Consider the following 21,617-nt stretch of genomic DNA (forward strand, 5'->3'; position numbering starts at 1 on the left):
CCAGCACCGCATCGAGATCGAGACGCTCCAGCACCGCATCGAGGTCGAGACGCTCCAGCAACCTCTGCAGGTCGACCCCCTCGAGTACCTTGTCCAGGTCGACCCTGGAGATGAGTTTGTCGAGGTCGACCTGCTCGACGACGCTTTCGATGTCGACAGCGTCGACCGCGCGGGGGACGACGGCACCCAGGAGTCTGTCGATCGGGTTGGGAGGGCTCACCGCCCCATTGTCATCCCTCGTGAGTCGGTGCGCGGAACGACACCCGGATCGACTCGGCCCGAGTTCGTCGAAGTCCTGATTCGACCATCGGTGAAGCCGATACGGACCGGATCCTCCGTTCCGGCACCTGACGAGCTGTCACCGGACGGGCACGAAGGCGTCGTAGATCGCCTGTGGCGCACCGTCGATGGCCAAGACGACCATCAACCCTACGCCGATGGTCAGGGCTGGTCCCAGCAGGATTTTCTCGAACGGGCCTCCCGCCCGGATCGACAGGAACGACGGAAGGCGGATCTCCCACCACCTCTCCTTGCCCCAGGGAACGAAGGGAGCGAGGAACGGCACACCCTCCTTCGTGACGGCGTCACCAAGGCAGTGCGTGGCGCAGCCGAGGGCCACTGCGACACCGAGGCCCGTGGAACCCTCGTCGGTGGGATACCACTGCCATGTCAACGCCGACAGGACGGCCGCCACCGCCGAAACCACCAGCCAGCCTTTCTCTTTGGCCAGGTCGCCGCCGAGGCCACGGAGGGCCAGCCCCAGGCAGACGAAGAGGACCCCGATGATTGCCGGTTTACCGAATTGGACGACCAGCGCAGACACGCCCCCGCCGATACCTACCGCGAACAGGGCGGTATGGGTGAATGTGCGGTGCCCACCGCGTCGCCTGCCGTCGCGCTTGCCCTTGGTGAGGGTGTAGAAACCGAGAGATATCGCGTCGACACCCTTCGCGGCGACGGTGCTGACCGGGCCGAACGAACGCGAAACGGTGGACTGGCTGGTGTCGAGGTCGGGAAGAAGTGCCGCGCCGGCGCACACCGCCGCGAAAGTAAAGGTTTCCGCAGTGGAAGTAGGCCCACCCCAGTCCAGGGGAAGGACATCAGCGACCACCAAACCGACGGCAGCACCGGACATTGCGTGGGTAGGACCCATCACCATGGAAGACAGCACCTTTCGAGCCCGACCCGGACACGGTCATCCGAGCCGGTGTCCTGACACCGCTCAACCTAGCAACAACATCCGACACTCCTGTCACACGGCTGTGCGCACTCCTTCACCCCGGACGGGAAGAAGTGCGCACAGGGGCAGGGCGTCGTCAGATCACCTGGGCCTGCCACATCCAGTGCAGCTGCTCGAGGCGGGCAGTGATGGCGATCAGCAGATCCTGGGTGACCGGGTCGGCCTCCTCGGTGGTCTTGATGCGATCGCGGAGGCGGTCGATCACGGCAGCGAGGTTCCCGACCACCGAGGCGATGATCTCGGAGTCCTTGGTCCAGCCTCCGCCGATTCCCTTGGCGCCGGAGTCCTTGGCGACCGTGGCCGCGCGACCGTCGGGGCTGACGCCGATCGCGGTAGCGCGCTCCGCAGCCTGATCGGTGAAGTCGCGGGCCGCGGTCACCAACTCGTCGAGAGCGAGGTGCACGGACCGGAAATTCTGTCCCACCACGTTCCAGTGCGCCTGCTTCGCGATGAGGGTGAGATCGATCAGATCGACGAGTGTGGCCTGCAGCGCCTCACCGGCGACCTTCTGCTGCTCGGTGTCGAGCGTGCTCGTAATGGGGTTACTCACGAGAGTTCCTCACTTTCCGTTCATTGGGTTCGTTCACATTCGATGACACAGACATTCGATGACACAGACATTCGGGATACAACTTGGCAAACAGTGCCGTGATGCGCCGCGTTCGGCCTCCACGAAGGGGGATGATGGAGGCAGCACCGTCACAGCGCATTCCGGTGGAGGAGGATCATCGTGGAAACAGTGATCGTGTTCATTCTCGCCACCCTGATCTACTGGTTCGGCCTGCTCTGAGCCTTCCCCACGCACGGACGGTCGTGCCTGTGTCAGACTTGCTTGCGACCTTCGCGGACACCGAGTTCCACTCGCTTGCCCAGGTCTGCGTCGACGTTCTTCCAGTACTCGAAGACACGAAGCAGCACCGGCTCGCTGACACCGTCGAGCGCGTGGCCGACGATGTTGTTCACCAGTCGCTCGCGTTCGTCGTCGCCCAGGACCTCGCGCACCAGGGTTCCGGCCTGGGTGAAGTCGCCGTCCTCCGCGTGCCCGATGTATCCGGCACGCACGGCCTGACCGTCGAATCCCCAGATTCCCTCGTCACCGGCGGTCGACGCGTCGGCGTGCGGTCCGCCATTCGAATTGGGCGCATACACGGGCACGTCGGGTGAATTGGTGGAGTACCGCATCGCTCCGTCCTGCGAGTACGAATCGACCCGGTTCGTCGGCGCGTTCACCGGCAGCTGCGCGTAGTTGGCACCGATCCGGTAACGATGTGCGTCCGCGTAGGAGAACACGCGACCGAGAAGCATCTTGTCGGGCGAGAAGCCGATGCCGGGAACCACATTCGACGGCTCGAACGACGCCTGCTCGATCTGGGCGAAGAAGTTGTCGGGGTTCCGGTTGAGCGTCCACCTGCCGACCTCGATGAGCGGGTAATCCTTCTGGGACCACACCTTGGTGAGGTCGAACGGGTTGAACCGATATCCCTCGGCTTCGTCGACGGGCATGATCTGCACCTTCAGAGTCCAGCTCGGGTGGTCGCCCCGCTGGATCGCGTCGTACAGGTCGGCACGGTGGTCGTCGGGATCGCTGCCGGCGAGACGATCGGCTTCGGCCTGGGTCAGGAACTCGATGCCCTGATCGGTCTTGAAGTGGTACTTCACCCAGAAACGTTCGCCCGCGGCATTGAGCCACTGGTAGGTGTGCGAGCCGAAACCGTCCATGTGGCGCCACGTCTTGGGGATGCCACGGTCGCCCATCAGCCACGTGACCTGGTGGGCGCTCTCGGGACGCAGGGTCCAGAAGTCCCACTGCATGTTGTGGTCACGCAGCCCGGACCCGGGCAGACGCTTCTGCGAATGGATGAAGTCGGGGAACTTGATCGGGTCCTTGATGAAGAAGACCGGGGTGTTGTTTCCGACCAGGTCGTAGTTGCCGTCTTCGGTGTAGAACTTCATGGCGAAGCCGCGCGGGTCACGCCAGGTGTCGGGGCTGCCCTGCTCGCCGGCGACCGTGGAGAAACGCACCAGCGACTCGGTGCGGGCTCCGGGCTGGAACAGCTTGGCCTTGGTGTAACGGCTCACGTCGTGCGTGATGACGAGTTCGCCGAACGCACCGCCGCCCTTGGCGTGGACCACGCGCTCCGGGACGCGCTCACGGTTGAACTGCGCGAGCTTCTCGACGAGGTAGTGGTCGTGCAGCAGGATGGGGCCCTGCATGCCCGCGGTGAGCGATTCGTTGTCGCTGGCCACGGGGATTCCGGCGTTAGTGGTGGTGACGTGCTGTGTTTCACGCATGGCGAAGCCTCCGGAGTGCTGTGAGGTGAGGATGTGAGGGAAGGACAGATCAGGGATGCGCAGGGGCGGATCGGGTGCGACACTGCTCGCACAGTCCCCAGAAGACGACTTCGGCTTCGTCTATCAGGAAACCGCCGGCCTGGGACGGTTCGAGGCACGGTGCCTCACCGACGGCGCAGTCCACGTCCACCACCGTGCCGCAGGAGCGGCACACCAGGTGATGATGGTTGTCTCCGATGCGTGTTTCGAAACGCGCGGGTGACCCCGCGGGCTCGATTCGGCGCAACAACCCTGCTGCGGTGCAGGCCTTCAGAACGTCGTATACCGCCTGGGTCGATACCGAACCCAATTCCTTGCGTACTACGGCCGCGATCTCGTCGGCGTCCGAATGCGGCCTGTGGGCAACGGCATCGAGTACCGCGACTCGTGGCGCAGTGACACGAAGGCCCGCGCCGCGCAGTAGCGCTTTGGGATCTGTGTCGTGTCGCATGTATACGAGTATGCCGCTTTTCTGGAATTAATCAAGAAAAGGGCCATCGGGTGGGGCACACATCACGTTCGTGAACCCGCAACCTGCACTCCGGTCCTCGTTCAGCGGTCCTCGTTCAGCGCCGCTCGGCCGGTCCCGTCGTCATACGACCGTCGGTGATCACGATGCCGCGATGGTTGCCGGAGACGAGCCAGTCGGACAGCGTCGGCCCCTCGGCCCGGACGTTGACCCGGGCGTATCGGAAGTGACCCCTCAGCCGCGCCGACGCCGTCACCAGCTTCCCGGTCTCGTCCTCCGGTTGCGCGAAACCCAACGCCCCGGCGATCGGCAGGCGCGGACCGCGGGCATACGTGGTGGTGCACACCCGCCATCCGTCGGAGGCCGCCTCGAACACTCCATGCACGTCGCCGTCGAAATCGGCGAGCACCTTGGGCAGGTTCCAATGAACGCGTCCACCGTGGACGGATGGTTCCGAGTCCACCGCGATGAACGGCACCGCCATCCGAGGTACGAGTCCCGTGCGGAAACCGGGCGCACGAAGAACCGGACTGGCGAGGATCTCGCGGTAGGGCCCGACGGGCGAATCGAGATAATCGACCATCATCGCGACGGTAATCGGGAGTACGGCACCCTCGGGCCCGTACCGGCGCGCCGCCGCCGTGCTGCGGTGCCACCACAAGGTGGCGCGAACATGCGCCGGCCACGGCGGCGGTGAACTCACCGGCCAGTCGGCGCGCTCGGTGACCGATTCAGGCACGCTCCACATGAGCAGTCTCCTTCCGTGCCACAGGGGTGTGCGGATGTCGTTCCACAGGGCTGTGCGGATGTCGTGCCACGACGGTCAACGGAAGCCGCAGAGCGCCGGGGGCATCGGCGGGCACCACGGGACTTCGCGGCTCCGAAGGCTCGATACGTACGTATGGCTTGCCGGGTTCCGGCCGGGCGTCGGGCTCCCCCTTGTTCGGCCACAGCGCGAAGGCCCGCTCGGCCTGCGCCGTGATGGTGAGTGAGGGATTGACGCCGAGATTCGCGCTCACCACCGACCCGTCCGCCACGTGCAGGCCGTCGTGCCCATACGCGCGCAGGTAGGGGTCGACCACACCGGTGTCGGGCGAATCCCCGATGGCGCAGCCACCGAGGAAATGCGCGGTCATCGGGATGTTCACGACCTCGGCCAGCGAACCGCCGGGATCCCCGTCGATCTTCGCGGCAACCTTACGGATGGCTGTGTGTCCCTGCGGAATCCAGTCCGGCGGTGGCGTGCCGGGGCCCGGTCTGCTGGTGACGGCTCGGCCGAACCGCCGCTTACCTTTGGCGAGTTCGAGCGAATTGTCGTCGGTCTGCATCACGAGCGCGATGATCGTGCGCTCCGACCAGTGCCGCACGGACAGGCTGCGGACGAACGCACCGGGACGGCGCAACGCGACACCGACCGTCTTCAGCAGCCGCGGCGTCCGGCCGCCGCCGTCGCTGAGCACCGTCTGCAGCAACCCGATCGCGTTGCTGCCCTTTCCGTACCGCACCGGTTCGATGTGGGTGTGATCGTCCGGGTGGAACGACGACGTGATCGCGATCCCCCGGGTGAAGTCGGTGTTCCGGTTCTTGGCGGTGGCGGCGAGGACCGCCTCCGAATTGGTCCGGACCACGGTACCGAGCTTGGGGGACAACCTCGGCAGCGCGCCCGATTCCTTCATCGCGAGCAGCAACCGCGCAGTGCCGTAGGTGCCGGCCGCCACCACCACCTGATCTGCGGTGAAGATGCGATCACGCTTGCGGATGCCGTCGGTCCGCCGGGTACGCACCTCGTATCCGCCGCCCTGACGGGGCCGCAGTTCCTTCACCGTCGTCAACGGGTGGATCTGCGCGCCGGCCTGTTCGGCAAGGTAGAGGTAGTTCTTCACGAGGGTGTTCTTCGCGCCCACACGGCAGCCGGTCATGCACGCGCCGCACTCCGTGCATCCCGCTCGTTCGGGCCCCTTGCCGCCGAAGAAGGGGTCCGCGACCGGGGCACCGGGTTCGCCGAAGAAGACCCCCACAGGAGTGGATGTGAAGGTCTCACCGACACCCATCTCCTCGGCCACCTCACGCATCACGGCATCGGCCGGGGTCGACAGCGGGTTGGTACGCACGCCGAGCATGCGTTTGGCCTGCTCGTAGTAGGGCTCGAGTTCCGACTGCCAGTCGGTGATGTGGGCCCACTGCTTGTCTTCGAAGAACCGCGTCGGCGGCTGGTACAGCGTGTTGGCGTAGTTGAGCGATCCGCCGCCCACACCGGCACCGGCCATCACCAGGACGTCGGGCAGGAGATGGATGCGCTGCACGCCGTAGCAACCCAGCCATGGCGCCCAGAGGTACCGGCGCAACCGCCAACTGGTCTCGGGTAGTTCGTCATCGGCGAAGCGCCGGCCCGCCTCCAGGACCCCGACCTTGTACCCCTTCTCGGTAAGACGCAAAGCGGCGACACTCCCGCCGAAGCCGGATCCGACAACGATCACGTCGTAGTGGTTCATGCCGCCACCGCCTTTCGGGTTGCCCGCCGCGAGACGTAGTTCTCGTGGTCGAAACGCTGCAACTGCGACCGGAACACCCAGGTGAACGTCGGCCACTGGACCGTATTACGCCCCTCGGAATCGAGGTACCAGCTCGAGCAGCCGCCCTTGTTCCACACGGTGTTCTGCAAGTCGGACTGGATCCGGGCGTTGTACCGATCCTGTGCGTGCCGGGTGACCTCGAAGGCCGCGATTCCCTTGTCGTTCATCTTTTTCAGTGCGTCGACGACGTAGGCGGCCTGCGACTCGAGCATGTACACGATGGAGCTGTGACCGAGGTTCGTGTTGGGTCCGTACATGAGGAACAGATTGGGGAAACCCGCGACGGTGGTTCCCTTGTACGCACTCGGGCTGCCGCCCCAGTGCTCGGCGAGGGTGCCGCCGTCGGTGCCGCGAATTGCTCGGGCCACCGGCGGTTCCGTCGGTGTGAATCCGGTAGCGAAGATGATCGTGTCCACCTTGTACTCGTTGCCGGCAGCGTCGACGACACCGTCCTCGGTGACGGCGGTCAGACCCGCGTTCACCAGCGTGACATCGGGCCGGTCGAGCGTGCGCAGCCAGTCGTTGGACAGCAGCATGCGCTTGCAGCCGATGGTGAAATCGGGGGTGAGCTTCTTGCGCAGTTCCGGATCGCTGACCTGTCGGTGCAGGTGGGCCTTGGCGACGGTCTCGAACAGCGGAAGCAGTCCGGTAGCGTGCGACATCACCGCGCCCAGCGATTCCCGGAGCCCGTACACGGACCCGCGTACCGCCTTCTGCACCAATGGCACACGTCGGTAGATGCTCTTCTCCAGCCCGGACAGCTCGCGGTCGAAGCGTGGGATGACCCAGGCCGGCGTGCGCTGGAACACGGTGAGGTGCTCGGTACGGGGTGCGATCTCGGGCACGAACTGCACCGCCGAGGCGCCCGTGCCGATCACGGCCACCCGTTCCCCGGCGAGCTCGTGCTCGTGGTTCCAGGTCGCGGAATGGAAGGTGGCGCCGCCGAACGTTTCGAGCCCGGGCATGTCCGGGATGCTCGGCGTCGACAGCGCGCCGGTAGCCGCTACCAGCACGTCGGCCGTCAACGTTCCGCGGCCGGTCCGCACGTGCCACACGGCGTCGACGTCGTCCCACTGCGCTTCTTCGAGTTCACAACCAGTGACCACGCGGTAGAGGACCCCGGTATCGGCCGCAACCTTCTTCAGATAGTTGAAGATCTCGTCGCGGCGAGCGAAGGTGTGGCTCCAATCCGCGCTCGGCGCGAACGAGAACGAGTACAGCGACGTCGGGACGTCGCATGCACACCCCGGGTACGTGTTGTCCCGCCACGTTCCACCGACATCGTCACCGCGTTCGATGATCAGAACATCGGCGTTCGGCTGCGTCTGCAGGATCCGGGCGCCGAGTCCGATACCCGCGAAACCCGCCCCGACGATCAGGGTCTGTACATGCTCCGGAAGACTCACGACTTCTCCACCTTCGATTCCCGCACGGGCAACAGCCGTGCGCGTGCTGACTTCTCTTCCTCCGCCGTCCGGAACAGTCCCGGCGCCGCGAGACCCCCCGGCTCGGCATCGAGAATCTCCCCCGTCCGCCGGTTCAGGAGATGCTCCACGGCCGCCACCACCAGCGACTTCTTGGTCAGGAAGTGATAGAGCTGCGCGACCCGCGAGACATCCGCCGGGCGGGTGATGCCCTTCGTGGTGGTGCCCGCGTATCCGAACTCGACCAGTGAGTCGATCGCCGCGTCGAGCAGGCGCGGCCGCATTGCTGCCGTCCGCTCGGCCTGGGTACGGCTCGGTTCGCTCAGCGCAGTGTCCGGGGTCACAAGTGCACTCTAGGTGGAAAAAAGAAAACAGTCCAGACTGCTTTTAAGATGCTCCTGCGGCCCGCCGGCACACGAGTGCTGACATCAGCGGCCCCACTGCACACGTCACACTTCCCACGTCAGCACATACATTTCGCGAGGGAAACGGATACAATGAACTTCATCTCCGGTGCGGACCGCATCGAATGGATGGCCTCTCTACGAGAAGACACTGTTTCCTCTTCCTCGCGATGCCGCATTAAACCATCGCGAAGGGGCGAATGTTGGCATCTCCCGAAATTCTCGTCGACGATTCTCGAACAGGCACGTCCTCCATCACCCGGCGTGCACACGACCGTGCACACGACCATGCGCACGACCACGCACACGACAAGGTGGTCGCGTCCACGTCCGCGAAGGACGAATCGGCCGATGCCTTCGTGTGGGACGAAGAGGAGTCGGAGGCACTGCGGGTCGCGCGCAAGGATGCCGAACTGGCCGTGTCGACGGATTCCACCCGGGCGTACCTGAAGCAGATCGGCAAGGTTGCCCTCCTGACCGCCGCACAAGAGGTGGACCTGGCCATCCGCATCGAGGTGGGCCTGTTCGCGGCTGAGAAACTGCGCGCGGCTGCAGGGGGCGATGCGCCGCTGACCGTCACCGCACGCCGCGATCTGCACGCGATCTCACAAGACGGCAAGCGCGCGTACAACCACTTGCTCGAAGCGAACCTGCGACTGGTCGTGTCACTGGCCAAGCGATACACCGGTCGCGGTATGCCCTTTCTGGATCTGATTCAGGAAGGCAATCTGGGACTCGTACGCGCTGTCGAGAAGTTCGACTACTCCAAAGGTTTCAAGTTCTCCACGTACGCCACCTGGTGGATCCGACAGGCCATCACCCGGGCCATGGCCGATCAGGCCCGCACCATCCGTATTCCGGTCCACATGGTCGAGATCATCAACAAGCTCGGCCGCATCGAGCGTGAACTCCTCCAGGAGCTGGGCCGCAAGCCCACCCCCGAAGAACTCGGCCAGCAAATGGACATCACGCCGGAAAAGGTGCTCGAGGTACAGCAGTATGCGCGTGAGCCCATCTCGCTGGACCAGACCATCGGCGCCGAAGGTGACGCTCAGCTCGGCGATTTCATCGAGGACTCGGAGGCGGTCGTCGCCGACGACGCCGTCGCATTCGGCTTGCTGCAGGACCAGTTGGGCGCGGTGCTGGAAACCCTCACCGAACGCGAGGCCGGTGTCGTGCGTTTGCGTTTCGGCCTGACCGGTAGCAAACCATGCACGCTCGACGAGATCGGACGGGTCTACGGCGTCACGCGCGAGCGCATCCGTCAGATCGAGTCGAAAACCATGTCGAAGCTTCGGCACCCCTCACGGTCCCAGGCACTGCGCGACTACCTCGAATGATCCACCTGTGAGTACTTCTCAACCGCCCGTGGTCGAGAAGTATTCACAGGAGTTCAGGAGTTCAGGAGTTCAGGAGATCGGTAGTCCCGCGCGCAGCAGGTTGCTGGGCACCTGATGCCCGACGACGTCCTCGGCCACCGCTGCGGCGCGCAGGGACGCAGCGAGATCGATGCCGGTGTCGACCCCCAGGTCGGAAAGCATGAAGGCGAGTTCCTCGGTGGCGATGTTGCCGCTGGCGCCCGGGGCGAAGGGGCAGCCTCCGAGTCCGCCGGTGGAGGCGTCGAGAAACCGGACCCCGTGCTGGACGGCGGTCAACGCGCACGCGAGTCCGACACCGCGAGTGTTGTGGAAGTGGGCGCCGAGATTCACGTCACCGAGGCGCGACGTCACCAACTCGATCAAGCTCGCCACCCGGCCGGGGGTCGCGGTTCCGATGGTGTCGGCGATGGAGAGCTGATCCGCGCCCACGGACATCGCGTGTTCAGCGATGGAGAGGGGCCGTTCGGGGTCGGTGGGCCCGTCGAACGGGCAGTCCCACGCGGTGGCGATGATGACCTCGACCCTGCCACCCTCGTCGTGCACGAGCCGCACCACCTCACCGATCCGCTCGGTCGCCTCGGTCGTCGTGGACTTCGTGTTTGCCCGACTGTGACCCTCGGCCGCCGACACCACATATTCGATCGTCCGCATTCCGCTCGCGAGAGCCCGTTTGGTGCCGCCGATGCCGGCGACGAGTGCCGAGAACTCGACTCCGGGCCAGCGGCCCAGATTCTCGGCAAGCTGCTCCGCGTCCGCGAGGGCCGGGACCGCCCGCGGTGACACGAAGGACGTGGCCTCGATGCGCGGCACCCCGGTCGCGACCAGCGCGTCCAGAAGTCTGAGCTTGGCCGCGAGGGGCACCGGGTCCTCTATCTGCAGGCCGTCGCGGGGACCCACCTCGCGGATACTCACCGACTCCGGAATCATCTAGATCACACCCTTATCGTGCAATGCACTTCGCTCGTCTTCGCTCAGGCCGAGCAGGCCGCCCCACACGTCGTCGTTGTCGGCTCCCGGCCGCGGCGCCCCTGCGCGGCGCACCGAACCCGGCGTGTCACTGAACCTCGGTACCACTCCCAGGCCGAGCACGTCTTCGCCGATCCGTTCGTCGTAATGCCCCACCAGCATCCCACGATCGAGCAGTTGCGGGTCCTTCACCACCTCGGCGACCGTGTTGATGGGCCCTGCCACCACACCCGCCGCGGTGAGCCGTTCGACGAGGGTGCTCGGATCCTGTTCAGCGGCCCAGGCCCCGATCATCTCGTCGAGTTCGTCCTGATGCTTGCCGCGATCGATGTGGGTGCGAAACCGCGGGTCGTCGGCCAGTTCCGGCTCCCCCATCACGGTGCAGAGCCGCGCGAACAGCGTGTCCTGATTGGCGGCGATTACCACCCAGCTGCCGTCCGCCGTCGCATAGATGTTGGACGGTGCGATGCCCTCGAGTCGTGTCCCCGACGGCTGCCGGACGATGCCGCCGCGGTCGTAGTCGGGAATCGTGGATTCCTGCACCGCGAGGCAGGATTCGGTGAGCGCCACGTCCACCACCTGGCCGCGGCCGGTCCTCTCCCGCGCCAGGAGTGCCGCCAGAACCCCCTGTACCGCAAACATTCCCGCGAGCGAGTCGCCCAGCGACAACGCCAACCGCGGCGGCGCCTGGCCCGGGTAACCATTGAGATACCGCAGCCCGCTGACCGCCTCGGCCACCGACGCGTATCCGGCACTGCGCGACTGCGGTCCGGTCTGCCCGTATCCGGAGACCCTGGCCAGCACGATCCCGGGGTTGCGTTCCTGCAGCACGTCGAATCCGAGCCCCCATTTCTCGAGGGTGCCGGGACGGAAGTTCTCCACGATCACATCGGCCTGCTCGACGAGGTCGAGAAAAAGCTCGCGCCCCCTGTCCACCCGAAGGTCCAGGGTGACGCACCGCTTGTTGCGCGCGTGCACGGTCCAGAAGAAGCGGTGTCCGTCCTGCTCTGCCTGGCCCCAGGTGCGCAGCGGATCGGGACGGTCGGGCGACTCGATCTTGATGACGTCGGCACCGAGGTCCCCGAGCAGACGGCCCGCGAACGGCCCCGCGATGAGTGTGCCGAGTTCGATCACTCGGTATCCGTCCAACGGACCCGTCGAGGGTGCCACGTCCGGCATCTGGTTCTCCTTCGGTGATTCGCTGATGTCTCCCCATCATTTCCGACCTGCCCCAGGATTGCACTGACGGCCCCTCCGTGCGAGGAACTGCTGCGCGGAACTGCGCCGGCACAGATTCCGGCGATCGCGCCGATTACTCGTCTGGGCTCGGGCATGATGAAGCGCAGCAACGAGGTCTGTCGAGGAGGCAACGGTGGCCATTACTGCACGCACGTTCGCGATCGCTCTCGGCGCCGTGATTCTCCTCGTCGGAGTGATCGCTCTGCTGTGGCCGGTCGGTATCGACAGTTCCAACCAGGACCAGCACATCAGCTGCGGAAACGCCATCTCGAGCGACCTCACGGAGGCTCAGCAGGCCGATACGCAGAATCCGATCGGGACCACACTCTCGGAGTTGGGGCTCACCGAGCGTCCGGACAACGTCGCGCAGTGCAACGACGCGTTGTCCACACGTCGTGCCTGGGCCTGGCCGGTGACCGCGGCCGGCGCGGTCGTTCTCGCCGCCGGGCTCCTGGTGCGCGGCCAGTGGACCGGTCGTTGGAAGGCGGCCCGCCGGTAGGGGAACGGCCGCGAAATCCGGTCCCGTCACGGAACGAGGCGGTATCGCAGCATCATGTCGTGGTCCTCGTGATCGAGCATGTGACAGTGCCACACGTACCCCTGCAGCGGGTGGCCACCATGATGGCCCGACGACATCCCGAACGTGGCGTCCGGATCGAAGCCCAGTTCGTCCGCGGTGGGAAATTCGACGACGATGCGGGTGACGGAGTTGGCATCTGCGATCACCGTGTCCTTGAATCCCCACTCCCACGGCTGCGGCGGCTGCACCGGTCCGGTCACGAAAGGCTCGGCGGACGGTGTCCATCGAATCCCCACCGGCGGCAACGGTTGCGCCTGCATCAGGGCCGCCGTGTCGATCGGCTGGCGTCCGACCACCCGGAACCTCACCAGGTGCAGGTGGATGGGGTGCGGCTCGGGGGTGGCGTTGACGATGTTCCACTGCTCGACGGCGCCCTGCCGGGGCAGTTCGATATCGTCGGTGGTGTAGCGCAGATTGTTCAGCGTCATCAACGGTGACGGCTGGCCCAGTGCCTCGCCGACCTGCAGCACCGACACCGTGCGGACAACCTGGGGCGCCGCGACGGGCGGCAACGATCCGGACTTCCGGCCGCCACCCCGCAAGCTCTCCGGGACCGTTCCCGTGAAACCGGCGGCGGACCCCACCAGGAATCTGCAGAACCTCGGCATCGTCCGGACACCGCGCTCGGCCACCTGCGCGGGTATCGGCTCGTCGTTGCGTAACTCCACCACCGTGCCGGGCGCGAGTGCACCGAAATCGACGAGGAGGTCGACACGTTCACCGGGTCCGAGCCGGACGTGATCCACCGCGGCCGGGGCGTTCAGGAAGCCACCCTCGGCGCCCAGCACCCAGAACCGCATCCGGTTGTCGAAAAACAGATTCCAGACGCTGAACGACGCCGCGTTGACCAGCCGCAGACGGTACAGCCCACGTGCCACCGACATCTCGGGCCACACCTTGCCATTCACCACACCTACATCGCCCGGCGTGGCCGCTTCCCAGCTCCCCTGCGGATTGAGGGTATTCGAACGCACACTCTGCCGGCCGTCATCGGTGAAGGTCTTGTCCTGCAGGACCAGCGGGATCTCGAACTCTCCGGACGGCAGTCCGAGTGGGTTGCCCGGCAGACCGGTATCGAAGTCGTCGCGCAGCAGGTACATCCCGGCGAGCCCGGCGGAGACGTTCAGCCTGGTGATACCCATGGCGTGGTCGTGGTACCAGAGAGTGCAGGCCTCCTGCCGGTTCGGATAGCGGTGCACCATCCCCTGCCCCGGCCGCATCACCAGTTCCGGATGACCGTCGAATTCGGGGGGCGTGGAACCACCGTGCAGATGCAGCGAGGTCGGAACCTGCTCGCGATCGGTCTCCGTGACTCCGTGCAGTCTCATGTCGAAGTCCGCGGCGAACGGATGACCGGCGATGCCGTTGCCGTACGTCAGATCGGTGCCTGCACCGACGTGCGCCTCGATCACCGGCCCCAGGTATTCCATGCCCGCGTACCCCAGCGCGGGAGAAGCCGGGAAATCGGGGTGAAAACGGTGCATCGTGCTGCTCGCACGCACGTCCACGGACGTTCCGCCGATCGTCGGCAGCAGTGGCAACTGCTCCCGGAACGGCTCGAGCGGCGGCGACGAGAAGACGAAGGGCCGAAGAGGATCGATGCCGAACGGAAACGCAGCGGCCGAACCGGCCGTGACCGCACCGAGCCCGGCGGTCAGTGCCAGACCACGAACAAACGATCTTCGCGGTATCCGTCCGTCCATCCTGGCGCCCCCTGCACGGTGAACAACTTGCGGCTCGGGTAGCCGAACGCTACCTCGAGCGCCATCCCAGCCGACCGTTTTCCGGCTCCTCGCTCAGACCTGCTCGCATCCCCGTCTCGGGCGTGGAACGCTGACCAGCATGACGAGAGTGGGTCCGAAGAACATGGAATGGATCCCGGGCGGCACCTTCTGGATGGGGTCGGAGGACTTCTATCCCGAGGAGCGTCCGGTCCATCAGGTGGCCGTCGACGGTTTCTGGATGGACGCGCACGAGGTGACCATTGCGGAGTTCCGCCGATTCGTGAAGGACACCGGCCATGTCACCACCGCCGAGACCCCGCCGGATCCCGCGCAGTACCCGGGCGCGGACCCATCGCTGCTCGTCCCCGGTTCGCTGGTGTTCACCCCCACCGCCGGGCCCGTCTCCCTCGACGACTTCACCCAATGGTGGTCGTTCACGCCCGGCGCCGACTGGCGTCATCCCGAGGGTCCCGGCAGCAGCGTCGGCGGGCGCGAGCGGCACCCCGTCACCCACGTGTCGTGGTTCGACGCACACGCGTATGCGGAGTGGGCGGACAAGGAACTGCCGACCGAGGCGGAGTGGGAGTTCGCGGCTCGCGGCGGCCTCGACCGAAAGCCGTTCGTGTGGGGAGACGAGCACGAACCGGGCGGCAGACCCGGCGGCAACGTGTGGCAGGGCCGCTTCCCGTGGGAGAACCTCATGGAGGACGGCTATGCGGGTACCTCACCGGTCGGCCGGTTCCGGCCGAACGGGTACGGGCTCAGCGACATGGCCGGAAACGTGTGGGAATGGACGGCCGACTACTACACCGCCGATCACTCCGCGAGCGGAAAGAACGTGACGCCGGCCCACTCGTGCTGCATCCCGGCCAATCCGCGGATCGACACCGCCCGGGCCGAGGATCCCGGTGAGCCGTATGCGCGCCGGGTGATCAAGGGCGGGTCCCATCTGTGCGCGCCGAACTACTGCATGCGCTATCGGCCGTCGGCCCGGCAGGGCGACACCGAGGAAACCTCTACCTGCCACATCGGTTTCCGATGCATCGTCCGGCCGTGAACGCCCGTGGTATTGGCTTCGAACCACCCGTGACTGCTGCCGATGCGGGCGCACTCGGTGTGCACCCTCTCGTCCTTTCTCCGGGACTTCCTGTGTCGTCTCGAGCGGACCGGACACCGCCCTACCAAGTTTGCTGACGCTGTGTCAGTATGATGGTGACAGCTCGTCGGTAAATCGCGCACCGCGGACACCTCCGCGCGCGCCGTCCTTCGTCAGGAGTTGCACGTCAATGTTTCTCGCTGTGCGCGAACTATGGTTTGCGCGAACACGTTTCCTACTGATGGGCGCAGTCGTCGCGTTGATCTCGATTCTCATGGTGATGCTCTCCGGGCTCTCGTCCGGACTCGTGAACGACGGCGTCTCCGGACTGCAGCGGACTCCGGTCCAGGCATTCGCCTTCGCCGAGGGCACCAAGACCGATTCGGCGTTCAGCCGGTCCGTCGTCACCGAAGAACAGGCGGCGGCGTGGCGCAATCAGCCGGGCGTCGATCGCGCAGAGTTGTTCGGCAACACCATCGTCAATGCCAAGACCCGGAACGGCACGCCCGTCGACCTCACCCTGTTCGGCATCGGCAAGGGATCGTTCCTCGAGCCGGAACCGGCGGAGGGCACCGCCCTGGCCGGTGACCACGACATCATCGTCAGCGACACCGCGCGCGACGCCGGACTGAACTTGGGCGACACGGTGGTCCTCGACCGCCTGGGCACCGAACTCACCGTGGTCGGGTTCACCGCCGATCAGCGCACCTTCGGTCATGTGGACGTGGCATACGTTCCGCTGAGGACCTGGCAGGAGATCAACGCCGGCACCAAGGTCGGCGAGATACCCCGGGCAGGCGCCTACAACGAAGCCAGCGTCGTCGCGATCCAGGGCACGGACGGCAATCTTCCCGATCTCGCCGCCGGTGACGCCGCCGCCGGTACAGCGTCGAAACCGCTCACCGAGTCGTTCGACTCCTCACCGGGATACGCGGCCGAGATGATGACGATGACGATGATCAAGGCATTCCTCTACGCCATCTCCGCGCTGGTCGTGGGCGCCTTCTTCACCATCTGGACCGTGCAGCGCAGCCGCGAACTCGCCGTCATGCGCGCCATGGGCGCCTCCACCGGATTCCTGATGCGCGACGGCCTGATGCAGGCGGTGATTGTTCTCGTCCTCTCCATCGGCTTCGGAGTGCTGGTCGGACTGGGACTGGGGGTCGTGTTGCTCGACTCCGGTATGCCCTTCGCCCTCGAAGCGGCCCCCATCATCAGCGGTGCCGTACTGCTCGCGGTCCTCGGACTCGTGGGTGCCGCCGCCGCCATCGTTCGCATGGCTTCCATCAATCCTCTTGTCGCGTTGGGAGAAAACAGATGAGCACACCGTCCGAGACCACCACACGCGAGGCGTCGGATACCTCCGCAGGACTCACACTGACCGGTGCGACGCTGGCATTCGGTGACGGTGACAGCACCGTCGTGGCCCTCGACCGGGTCGACCTCCGCGTGCGTCCCGGCGAGATGGTTGCCATCGTCGGGCCATCCGGTGCGGGCAAGTCCAGCCTGCTGGCCGTTGCGGGCGGCCTGACGCAGCCCACCGACGGCACTGTGGTGGTCGACGGTATCGAGGTGGGCAGCCTGTCGAAGAAGGGGCTCGCGAAATTTCGCCGCGAGCACATCGGATTCGTCTTCCAGTCGGGCAATCTCATTCCCGCGCTGACCGCGATCGACCAGCTTCGCCTCGTCGTCAAGATCACCGGGGTCGAGGATGCGCCGGATCCGGCGGCACTGCTGGACGCCGTCGGTATGTCCCACCGGTCCGATCGGCGCCCCGGGCAGCTCTCCGGCGGCGAACGACAGCGAGTGGGTATCGCCCGGGCCCTGATGAGCCGCCCGTCCGTATTGCTCGTCGACGAACCGACCGCCGCCCTGGACCGGGCGCGCAGCCACGAAGTGGTGGAACTGCTTGCCGCGAACACCCACGACGCGCAGGTGGCCACCGTGATGGTGACCCACGATCACGAGGTGCTGAGCCACTGCGACCGAGTCCTCGAGATGATCGATGGCACACTGACGGAGCACTGACACACTGCACCGACATACGCACACGAACTGACGGGAGGCCCGTGCCGAAGATTTCAGCGGCCACGGTGGCCGAGCACCGCGCGGCGCAGCGGCGGGCCCTCCTCGACTCCGCGCGGCTGATCCTTGCCGAAACGCCAGAGAAGAACCTCAGCCTCGCGGACGTCGCGGCACGTGCCGGGCTCACCCGGTCGAGCTTCTACAACTACTTCGACTCGCGGGAAGACCTGCTGCACGCGATCGTCGAGGACATGTTCCCCCGCTGGACCGGGCGGGTGGCCGAGGCGATGGCTGCCGCAGACGATGACGACGGACGCATTCTCGCGTACATCGATGCCAACCTCGACCTCGTTGCCGAGGGCGAGCACGCCGTCGTCACCGCGCTGGCGTCGTTCACCCCGCAGTCGTTTCGGGATCCGCGCATCCTGGCGATGCACGATCAGCTCGTCCTGCCGCTCGAAGATGCACTACGTGCCGCGGGATCACCCGACCCCGACATGGCGGCGCAGCTGATCAGCGCCGTGGTCCACAAGGGCACCGAACTGATCGAGGCCGGCCGAGACGTCGAAGCCGTTCGGCGCGCGGTGCATTCGGTAATCGCCGCGAACCACTAGATCGCGGACCGGCGGCGGTCAGACCAGCAGTTCGGCGATCTGAATGGTGTTGAGGGCGGCACCCTTACGCAGGTTGTCACCCGACACGAACAGGGCGAGGCCGCGGCCCTCGGGAACACCCGGGTCCTGGCGGATACGGCCGACCAGTGACTTATCACCACCGGCAGCGGCGAGCGGAGTCGGCACGTCCACCAACTTCACACCGGGTGCCTTCGCCAGGATTTCCTGGGCACGCTCCACCGACAGCGGCCGATCGAACTCCGCGTTGATCGACAGCGAGTGGCCGGTGATCACCGGGACGCGCACACAGGTGCCCGACACCAGGAGCTCCGGTAGCCCGAGGATCTTGCGGCTCTCGTTGCGGAGCTTCTGATCCTCGTCGGTCTCGCCGCTGCCGTCGTCGACGATCGAACCGGCCATGGGCAGCACGTTGAACGCGATGGGCGCGACGTACTTGTTCGGGGCCGGGAAGTCGACGGCGCTGCCGTCGTGCACGAGCTTCTCCGCGTCGTCGATGACGGAACGGGCCTGGCCGAGCAGTTCCTCGACTCCGGCGATGCCGCTACCGGACACGGCCTGGTAGCTCGACACGATGAGGCGCCGGAGTCCGGCCTCGTCGTGCAGAACCTTGAGCACGGGCATGGCCGCCATCGTGGTGCAGTTGGGATTGGCGATGATGCCCTTCGGCGGATTCTTGGCTTCTTCGGGGTTGACCTCACTCACCACGAGCGGGACCTCGGGGTCCTTCCGCCAGGCCGAAGAGTTGTCGACGACGGTGGCACCGGCAGCGGCGAACCGCGGAGCCTGCTCCCGCGAGAGCGTCGCGCCGGCGGAGAAGAGTGCGATGTCGATGCCCTTCAGATCCTCGTCGGAGGTGGCCGACGCGTCCTCGACCACGATCTCCTCACCGCGGAACGGCAGCTTCTTGCCGGCCGACCGTGCGGAAGCGAAGAACCGGACCTTGTCCGCGGGGAAGTTGCGTTCCTCGAGGAGCGTGCGCATGACGATGCCGACCTGACCGGTGGCACCGACGACGGCGATGGTGGTCATGATCTACCGCCCCGTTCCTGCGTGCACGACTGCTTCTTCGTCGCCGCCGAGCCCGAACGCATCGTGAATGGCCTTGACGGCCCGGTCCAGCTCGGTGTCCTTGACGAGCACCGAGATGCGGATCTCCGACGTCGAGATCAGGTCGATGTTGACGCCGGCCTCGGCGAGCGCCTCACAGAATGTGGCGGTCACGCCGGGGTGGCTCTTCATGCCGGCGCCGACGAGCGACACCTTGCCGATGTGGTCGTCGTAGCGCACCTGCGTGAAACCGATCTCGCTCTGCAGCTTGGTCAGCTTCTCGACCCCGCGCGGGCCGTCGGCGGAGGGCAGGGTGAACGTGATATCGGTCTTCCCGGTCTCGACTTTGGAGATGTTCTGCAACACCATGTCGATGTTGATCTCCGCGTCGGCGACGGCGCGGAACACTCTCGCCGCGTAGCCCGGGGTGTCGGGCAGGCCGACAACGGTGATCTTGGACTCGCCGCGATCGTGCGCGACTCCGGTGATGATTGCCTCTTCCACGGGAATGTCCTCCATCGATCCGGACACGATGGTGCCCGGCTTGGTCGTGTATGACGAGCGTACGTGTACCGGCACGTTGTAGCGGCGGGCGTATTCGACGCAGCGGAGCATGAGCACCTTCGCGCCGCATGCCGCCAACTCGAGCATCTCCTCGAACGACACTGTCTCGAGACGCTGGGCGTCGGGCACGATGCGCGGATCCGCGGTGAAGATGCCGTCGACGTCGGTGTAGATCTCGCAGACGTCTGCCTTCAGGGCCGCCGCCAACGCCACAGCCGTGGTGTCGGAGCCGCCGCGGCCGAGGGTCGTGACGTCCTTGCTGTCCTGGCTGACGCCCTGGAATCCGGCGACGAGAACGATGGAGCCCTCGTCCAGCGCATCGCGGACACGGCCCGGTGTGACGTCGATGATCTTGGCGTTGCCGTGGGCACTGGTGGTGATGACCCCTGCCTGAGAACCTGTGAACGAACGGGCCTCGGCGCCGAGAGAATGAATGGCCATCGCGACGAGAGAGTTGGAGATGCGCTCACCGGAGGTCAGCAGCATGTCCATTTCGCGGGCGGGCGGGGCTGGGCACACCTGCTGAGCCAGGTCGAGCAGCTCATCAGTGGTGTCCCCCATCGCTGAAACCACGACGACGACATCGTTGCCGGCCTTCTTGGTCTCGACGATCCGTTCAGCCACTCGTCGGATTCTCTCGGCGGTTGCCACCGAGGATCCGCCGTACTTCTGGACGACGAGAGCCACGCGTTTCTACCTCCAGGTCGATGAATCTGTACTGGTCCAGCTGTCGACCTTACCGGCGGAGGTCATGACGAGCCCGGGTGCGTCCGCCCGCCTGCTCATCCGAACGCCGTTTCCGCGGCCTCCGCGACCTGCGCGACGGCCGCGCAGTCCCGCCCGTGAACAGTGACGACGCCGCGTGCGCGACCGAGCATGCGGGTGATGTCGTCGACGACGGCATCCGGCCGTGTGACGTCGATCGCCGCCCCCACCGGGGTCGACCACCGGCATCGGTCCCCGATCCGCGCCGGCTCCGCCGGGACCTCTGTTCGATCGTTCCCCACGGATCGGACCGTGAAGGCTACCGTCACCTCGCTACCGGGGACCTGACCGCGAGACGGATAGAACACGCAGTCGAACGGCGCCGGGAGCGCGTCCGCATCGACGAGACGCGTGCCCGCATCCTCGCCCAGCACCTCGAGTACCTCGCACGGATCGTGCCGCGCCAGCTCGGCCTGATTCCGGTCTCCTGCTGCTCTGGACGGAAGCCCGGACGCCATCCGGTCGATCGCGGCGGAGAGAACGCTGTCGGCCAGTGGGCAGGCGTCCTCGCCGGCGACGGCTCCGACACGAACGGTGGCGAGTCGTGGGGCTGCAAGCTCCGCCGGACCGCCGAGAGCGAGGCGGAAGACACGCTCGCACGTCCCGCGCGCCGGATCCGCCCGCCCCCGGTACACCGTCACGCCGTCGATCACCGTGGGTTCGGACACCGACTGCGCGGACAGCATCGACGGCAGCAGGGACAGCTCCACCGAGATGGAGTTTCCGTCGGGTCGAGTGATCAGCGCGGAACACACCGAGAGTTGCACTGCGGCACCGAACTGCGCAACGGCGCCGACCGCCTCCAGCGGACCCTCGTCGAGAAGGCCGCACGGATCGGCCGTGCGGAGAATGTCCTCGACGTCGACGTGTAACTGCTGACGCGCGGTCAGACCTTCGGGCGGGACTGCGGCGGGCACACCCACCACGGAACGCGCACACCCCGGCGACACCATGACGGCGGCGATCAACGCCGCGAATCGAACCCAGCCCCCCACGAGCTCCCCTCCCCTGCAATGAGGGGAACCCTACCGGGGCCCGCAGTGCGGCGAAATCTAACTGAATACCGACAGGAATCGTTGGGCTCCGTCGGGGGTGCGGAAGCGTCTCATGGCGCGTTCGCGTTGCCGGGTCGGCTGGTCCGAGTTCTCCGCCCGGT

At 66.2% G+C, this 21,617-nt stretch carries 20 protein-coding genes and 2 pseudogenes; 6 read left to right on the forward strand and 16 right to left on the reverse strand.

The window, feature by feature from the left end; translation table 11 throughout:
* From WAW17_RS30675 to WAW17_RS30715, 9 genes and pseudogenes are all read right to left on the reverse strand, one after another.
* A pseudogene (locus WAW17_RS30675) lies at positions 1-220 on the reverse strand (hypothetical protein); the annotation flags it as partial.
* A gap of 138 nt (positions 221-358) precedes the next feature.
* Positions 359-1,159 carry a metal-dependent hydrolase gene (locus WAW17_RS30680; RefSeq protein ID WP_422336605.1) on the reverse strand — a complete coding sequence of 267 codons (801 nt, stop codon included), beginning with the start codon at positions 1,157-1,159 and terminating at the stop codon, positions 359-361.
* Positions 1,160-1,316: 157 nt separating this feature from the next.
* Entirely contained in the window at positions 1,317-1,790 is a 474-nt protein-coding gene (locus WAW17_RS30685; RefSeq protein ID WP_422336606.1) for a Dps family protein, read from the reverse strand.
* A gap of 272 nt (positions 1,791-2,062) precedes the next feature.
* Positions 2,063-3,532 (reverse strand): catalase, encoded by a 1,470-nt coding sequence (locus tag WAW17_RS30690; protein WP_422336607.1) that lies wholly within the window; start codon positions 3,530-3,532, stop codon positions 2,063-2,065.
* A 49-nt stretch (positions 3,533-3,581) separates the two neighbouring features.
* A complete protein-coding gene (locus tag WAW17_RS30695) occupies positions 3,582-4,022 on the reverse strand; it encodes a Fur family transcriptional regulator (RefSeq protein ID WP_422336608.1) in 441 nt (146 codons plus the stop codon).
* 115 nt (positions 4,023-4,137) lie between these two features.
* Positions 4,138-4,788 carry a hypothetical protein gene (locus WAW17_RS30700; protein ID WP_422336609.1) on the reverse strand — a complete coding sequence of 217 codons (651 nt, stop codon included), beginning with the start codon at positions 4,786-4,788 and terminating at the stop codon, positions 4,138-4,140.
* Complete coding sequence (locus WAW17_RS30705) at positions 4,772-6,532, reverse strand: FAD-dependent oxidoreductase (protein WP_422336610.1); 1,761 nt, start codon at positions 6,530-6,532, stop codon at positions 4,772-4,774. The genes WAW17_RS30700 and WAW17_RS30705 overlap by 17 nt, the downstream gene beginning before the upstream one ends.
* Entirely contained in the window at positions 6,529-8,019 is a 1,491-nt protein-coding gene (locus tag WAW17_RS30710) for a flavin-containing monooxygenase (protein ID WP_422336611.1), read from the reverse strand. The genes WAW17_RS30705 and WAW17_RS30710 overlap by 4 nt, the downstream gene beginning before the upstream one ends.
* Entirely contained in the window at positions 8,016-8,381 is a 366-nt protein-coding gene (locus tag WAW17_RS30715; RefSeq protein WP_422336612.1) for a TetR/AcrR family transcriptional regulator, read from the reverse strand. Before WAW17_RS30715 ends, WAW17_RS30710 begins: the two co-directional genes overlap by 4 nt.
* A gap of 260 nt (positions 8,382-8,641) precedes the next feature.
* Here WAW17_RS30715 and WAW17_RS30720 point away from each other — a divergent pair, with 260 nt between their 5' ends.
* Positions 8,642-9,781: an RNA polymerase sigma factor gene (locus tag WAW17_RS30720; RefSeq protein WP_422336613.1), complete on the forward strand. Its 1,140-nt coding sequence runs from the start codon at positions 8,642-8,644 to the stop codon at positions 9,779-9,781.
* 69 nt (positions 9,782-9,850) lie between these two features.
* Here WAW17_RS30720 and WAW17_RS30725 read toward each other — a convergent pair whose 3' ends face one another.
* Positions 9,851-10,747 (reverse strand): hydroxymethylglutaryl-CoA lyase, encoded by an 897-nt coding sequence (locus WAW17_RS30725; RefSeq protein ID WP_422336614.1) that lies wholly within the window; start codon positions 10,745-10,747, stop codon positions 9,851-9,853.
* Positions 10,748-11,965 carry a CaiB/BaiF CoA transferase family protein gene (locus WAW17_RS30730; protein WP_422336615.1) on the reverse strand — a complete coding sequence of 406 codons (1,218 nt, stop codon included), beginning with the start codon at positions 11,963-11,965 and terminating at the stop codon, positions 10,748-10,750. It lies immediately after the preceding gene.
* A 193-nt stretch (positions 11,966-12,158) separates the two neighbouring features.
* Between WAW17_RS30730 and WAW17_RS30735 the strand changes: the two genes are divergently transcribed.
* Positions 12,159-12,524: an aminopeptidase gene (locus tag WAW17_RS30735; RefSeq protein WP_422336616.1), complete on the forward strand. Its 366-nt coding sequence runs from the start codon at positions 12,159-12,161 to the stop codon at positions 12,522-12,524.
* 26 nt (positions 12,525-12,550) lie between these two features.
* Here the strand turns inward: WAW17_RS30735 and WAW17_RS30740 are convergent, their stop codons facing one another.
* A complete protein-coding gene (locus WAW17_RS30740) occupies positions 12,551-14,308 on the reverse strand; it encodes a multicopper oxidase family protein (RefSeq protein WP_422336617.1) in 1,758 nt (585 codons plus the stop codon).
* A gap of 139 nt (positions 14,309-14,447) precedes the next feature.
* On the opposite strand from WAW17_RS30740, the gene WAW17_RS30745 reads away from it, so the two are divergent.
* The 4 genes from WAW17_RS30745 (at position 14,448) to WAW17_RS30760 (ending at position 18,064) form a co-directional block, all read left to right on the forward strand.
* Complete coding sequence (locus tag WAW17_RS30745; protein ID WP_422336618.1) at positions 14,448-15,386, forward strand: formylglycine-generating enzyme family protein; 939 nt, start codon at positions 14,448-14,450, stop codon at positions 15,384-15,386.
* Between the two features lie 229 nt (positions 15,387-15,615).
* Positions 15,616-16,746, forward strand: coding sequence for an ABC transporter permease (locus tag WAW17_RS30750; protein WP_422336619.1), 1,131 nt, complete (start codon positions 15,616-15,618; stop codon positions 16,744-16,746).
* The gene (locus tag WAW17_RS30755; protein WP_422336620.1) at positions 16,743-17,453 is read left to right on the forward strand and encodes an ABC transporter ATP-binding protein; all 711 of its coding nucleotides are present in this window, start codon (positions 16,743-16,745) and stop codon (positions 17,451-17,453) included. The genes WAW17_RS30750 and WAW17_RS30755 overlap by 4 nt, the downstream gene beginning before the upstream one ends.
* A gap of 41 nt (positions 17,454-17,494) precedes the next feature.
* Positions 17,495-18,064, forward strand: a complete 570-nt coding sequence (locus WAW17_RS30760; protein ID WP_422336621.1) for a TetR/AcrR family transcriptional regulator — start codon at positions 17,495-17,497, stop codon at positions 18,062-18,064.
* An 18-nt stretch (positions 18,065-18,082) separates the two neighbouring features.
* Here WAW17_RS30760 and WAW17_RS30765 read toward each other — a convergent pair whose 3' ends face one another.
* From WAW17_RS30765 to WAW17_RS30780, 4 genes and pseudogenes are all read right to left on the reverse strand, one after another.
* Entirely contained in the window at positions 18,083-19,114 is a 1,032-nt protein-coding gene (locus tag WAW17_RS30765) for an aspartate-semialdehyde dehydrogenase (RefSeq protein ID WP_422336622.1), read from the reverse strand.
* 3 nt (positions 19,115-19,117) lie between these two features.
* Complete coding sequence (locus WAW17_RS30770; RefSeq protein ID WP_422336623.1) at positions 19,118-20,383, reverse strand: aspartate kinase; 1,266 nt, start codon at positions 20,381-20,383, stop codon at positions 19,118-19,120.
* 95 nt (positions 20,384-20,478) lie between these two features.
* Positions 20,479-21,456 carry a hypothetical protein gene (locus tag WAW17_RS30775; protein ID WP_422336624.1) on the reverse strand — a complete coding sequence of 326 codons (978 nt, stop codon included), beginning with the start codon at positions 21,454-21,456 and terminating at the stop codon, positions 20,479-20,481.
* 60 nt (positions 21,457-21,516) lie between these two features.
* Positions 21,517-21,617 (reverse strand): annotated as a pseudogene (locus tag WAW17_RS30780) (IS6 family transposase); the annotation flags it as partial.

Source organism: Rhodococcus sp. (in: high G+C Gram-positive bacteria) (assembly GCF_049286785.1).
Taxonomy (GTDB): domain Bacteria; phylum Actinomycetota; class Actinomycetes; order Mycobacteriales; family Mycobacteriaceae; genus Rhodococcus_F.

Coding starts and splice junctions, on each gene's coding strand:
- WAW17_RS30680 (WP_422336605.1), bottom strand. CDS start 1,159: ATGGTGATGGGTCCTACCCACGCAATGTCCGGTGCTGCCGTCGGTTTG.
- WAW17_RS30690 (WP_422336607.1), bottom strand. CDS start 3,532: ATGCGTGAAACACAGCACGTCACCACCACTAACGCCGGAATCCCCGTG.
- WAW17_RS30695 (WP_422336608.1), bottom strand. CDS start 4,022: ATGCGACACGACACAGATCCCAAAGCGCTACTGCGCGGCGCGGGCCTT.
- WAW17_RS30700 (WP_422336609.1), bottom strand. CDS start 4,788: ATGTGGAGCGTGCCTGAATCGGTCACCGAGCGCGCCGACTGGCCGGTG.
- WAW17_RS30705 (WP_422336610.1), bottom strand. CDS start 6,532: ATGAACCACTACGACGTGATCGTTGTCGGATCCGGCTTCGGCGGGAGT.
- WAW17_RS30720 (WP_422336613.1), top strand. CDS start 8,642: ATGTTGGCATCTCCCGAAATTCTCGTCGACGATTCTCGAACAGGCACG.
- WAW17_RS30725 (WP_422336614.1), bottom strand. CDS start 10,747: ATGATTCCGGAGTCGGTGAGTATCCGCGAGGTGGGTCCCCGCGACGGC.
- WAW17_RS30730 (WP_422336615.1), bottom strand. CDS start 11,965: ATGCCGGACGTGGCACCCTCGACGGGTCCGTTGGACGGATACCGAGTG.
- WAW17_RS30740 (WP_422336617.1), bottom strand. CDS start 14,308: ATGGACGGACGGATACCGCGAAGATCGTTTGTTCGTGGTCTGGCACTG.
- WAW17_RS30745 (WP_422336618.1), top strand. CDS start 14,448: ATGACGAGAGTGGGTCCGAAGAACATGGAATGGATCCCGGGCGGCACC.
- WAW17_RS30750 (WP_422336619.1), top strand. CDS start 15,616: ATGTTTCTCGCTGTGCGCGAACTATGGTTTGCGCGAACACGTTTCCTA.
- WAW17_RS30755 (WP_422336620.1), top strand. CDS start 16,743: ATGAGCACACCGTCCGAGACCACCACACGCGAGGCGTCGGATACCTCC.
- WAW17_RS30765 (WP_422336622.1), bottom strand. CDS start 19,114: ATGACCACCATCGCCGTCGTCGGTGCCACCGGTCAGGTCGGCATCGTC.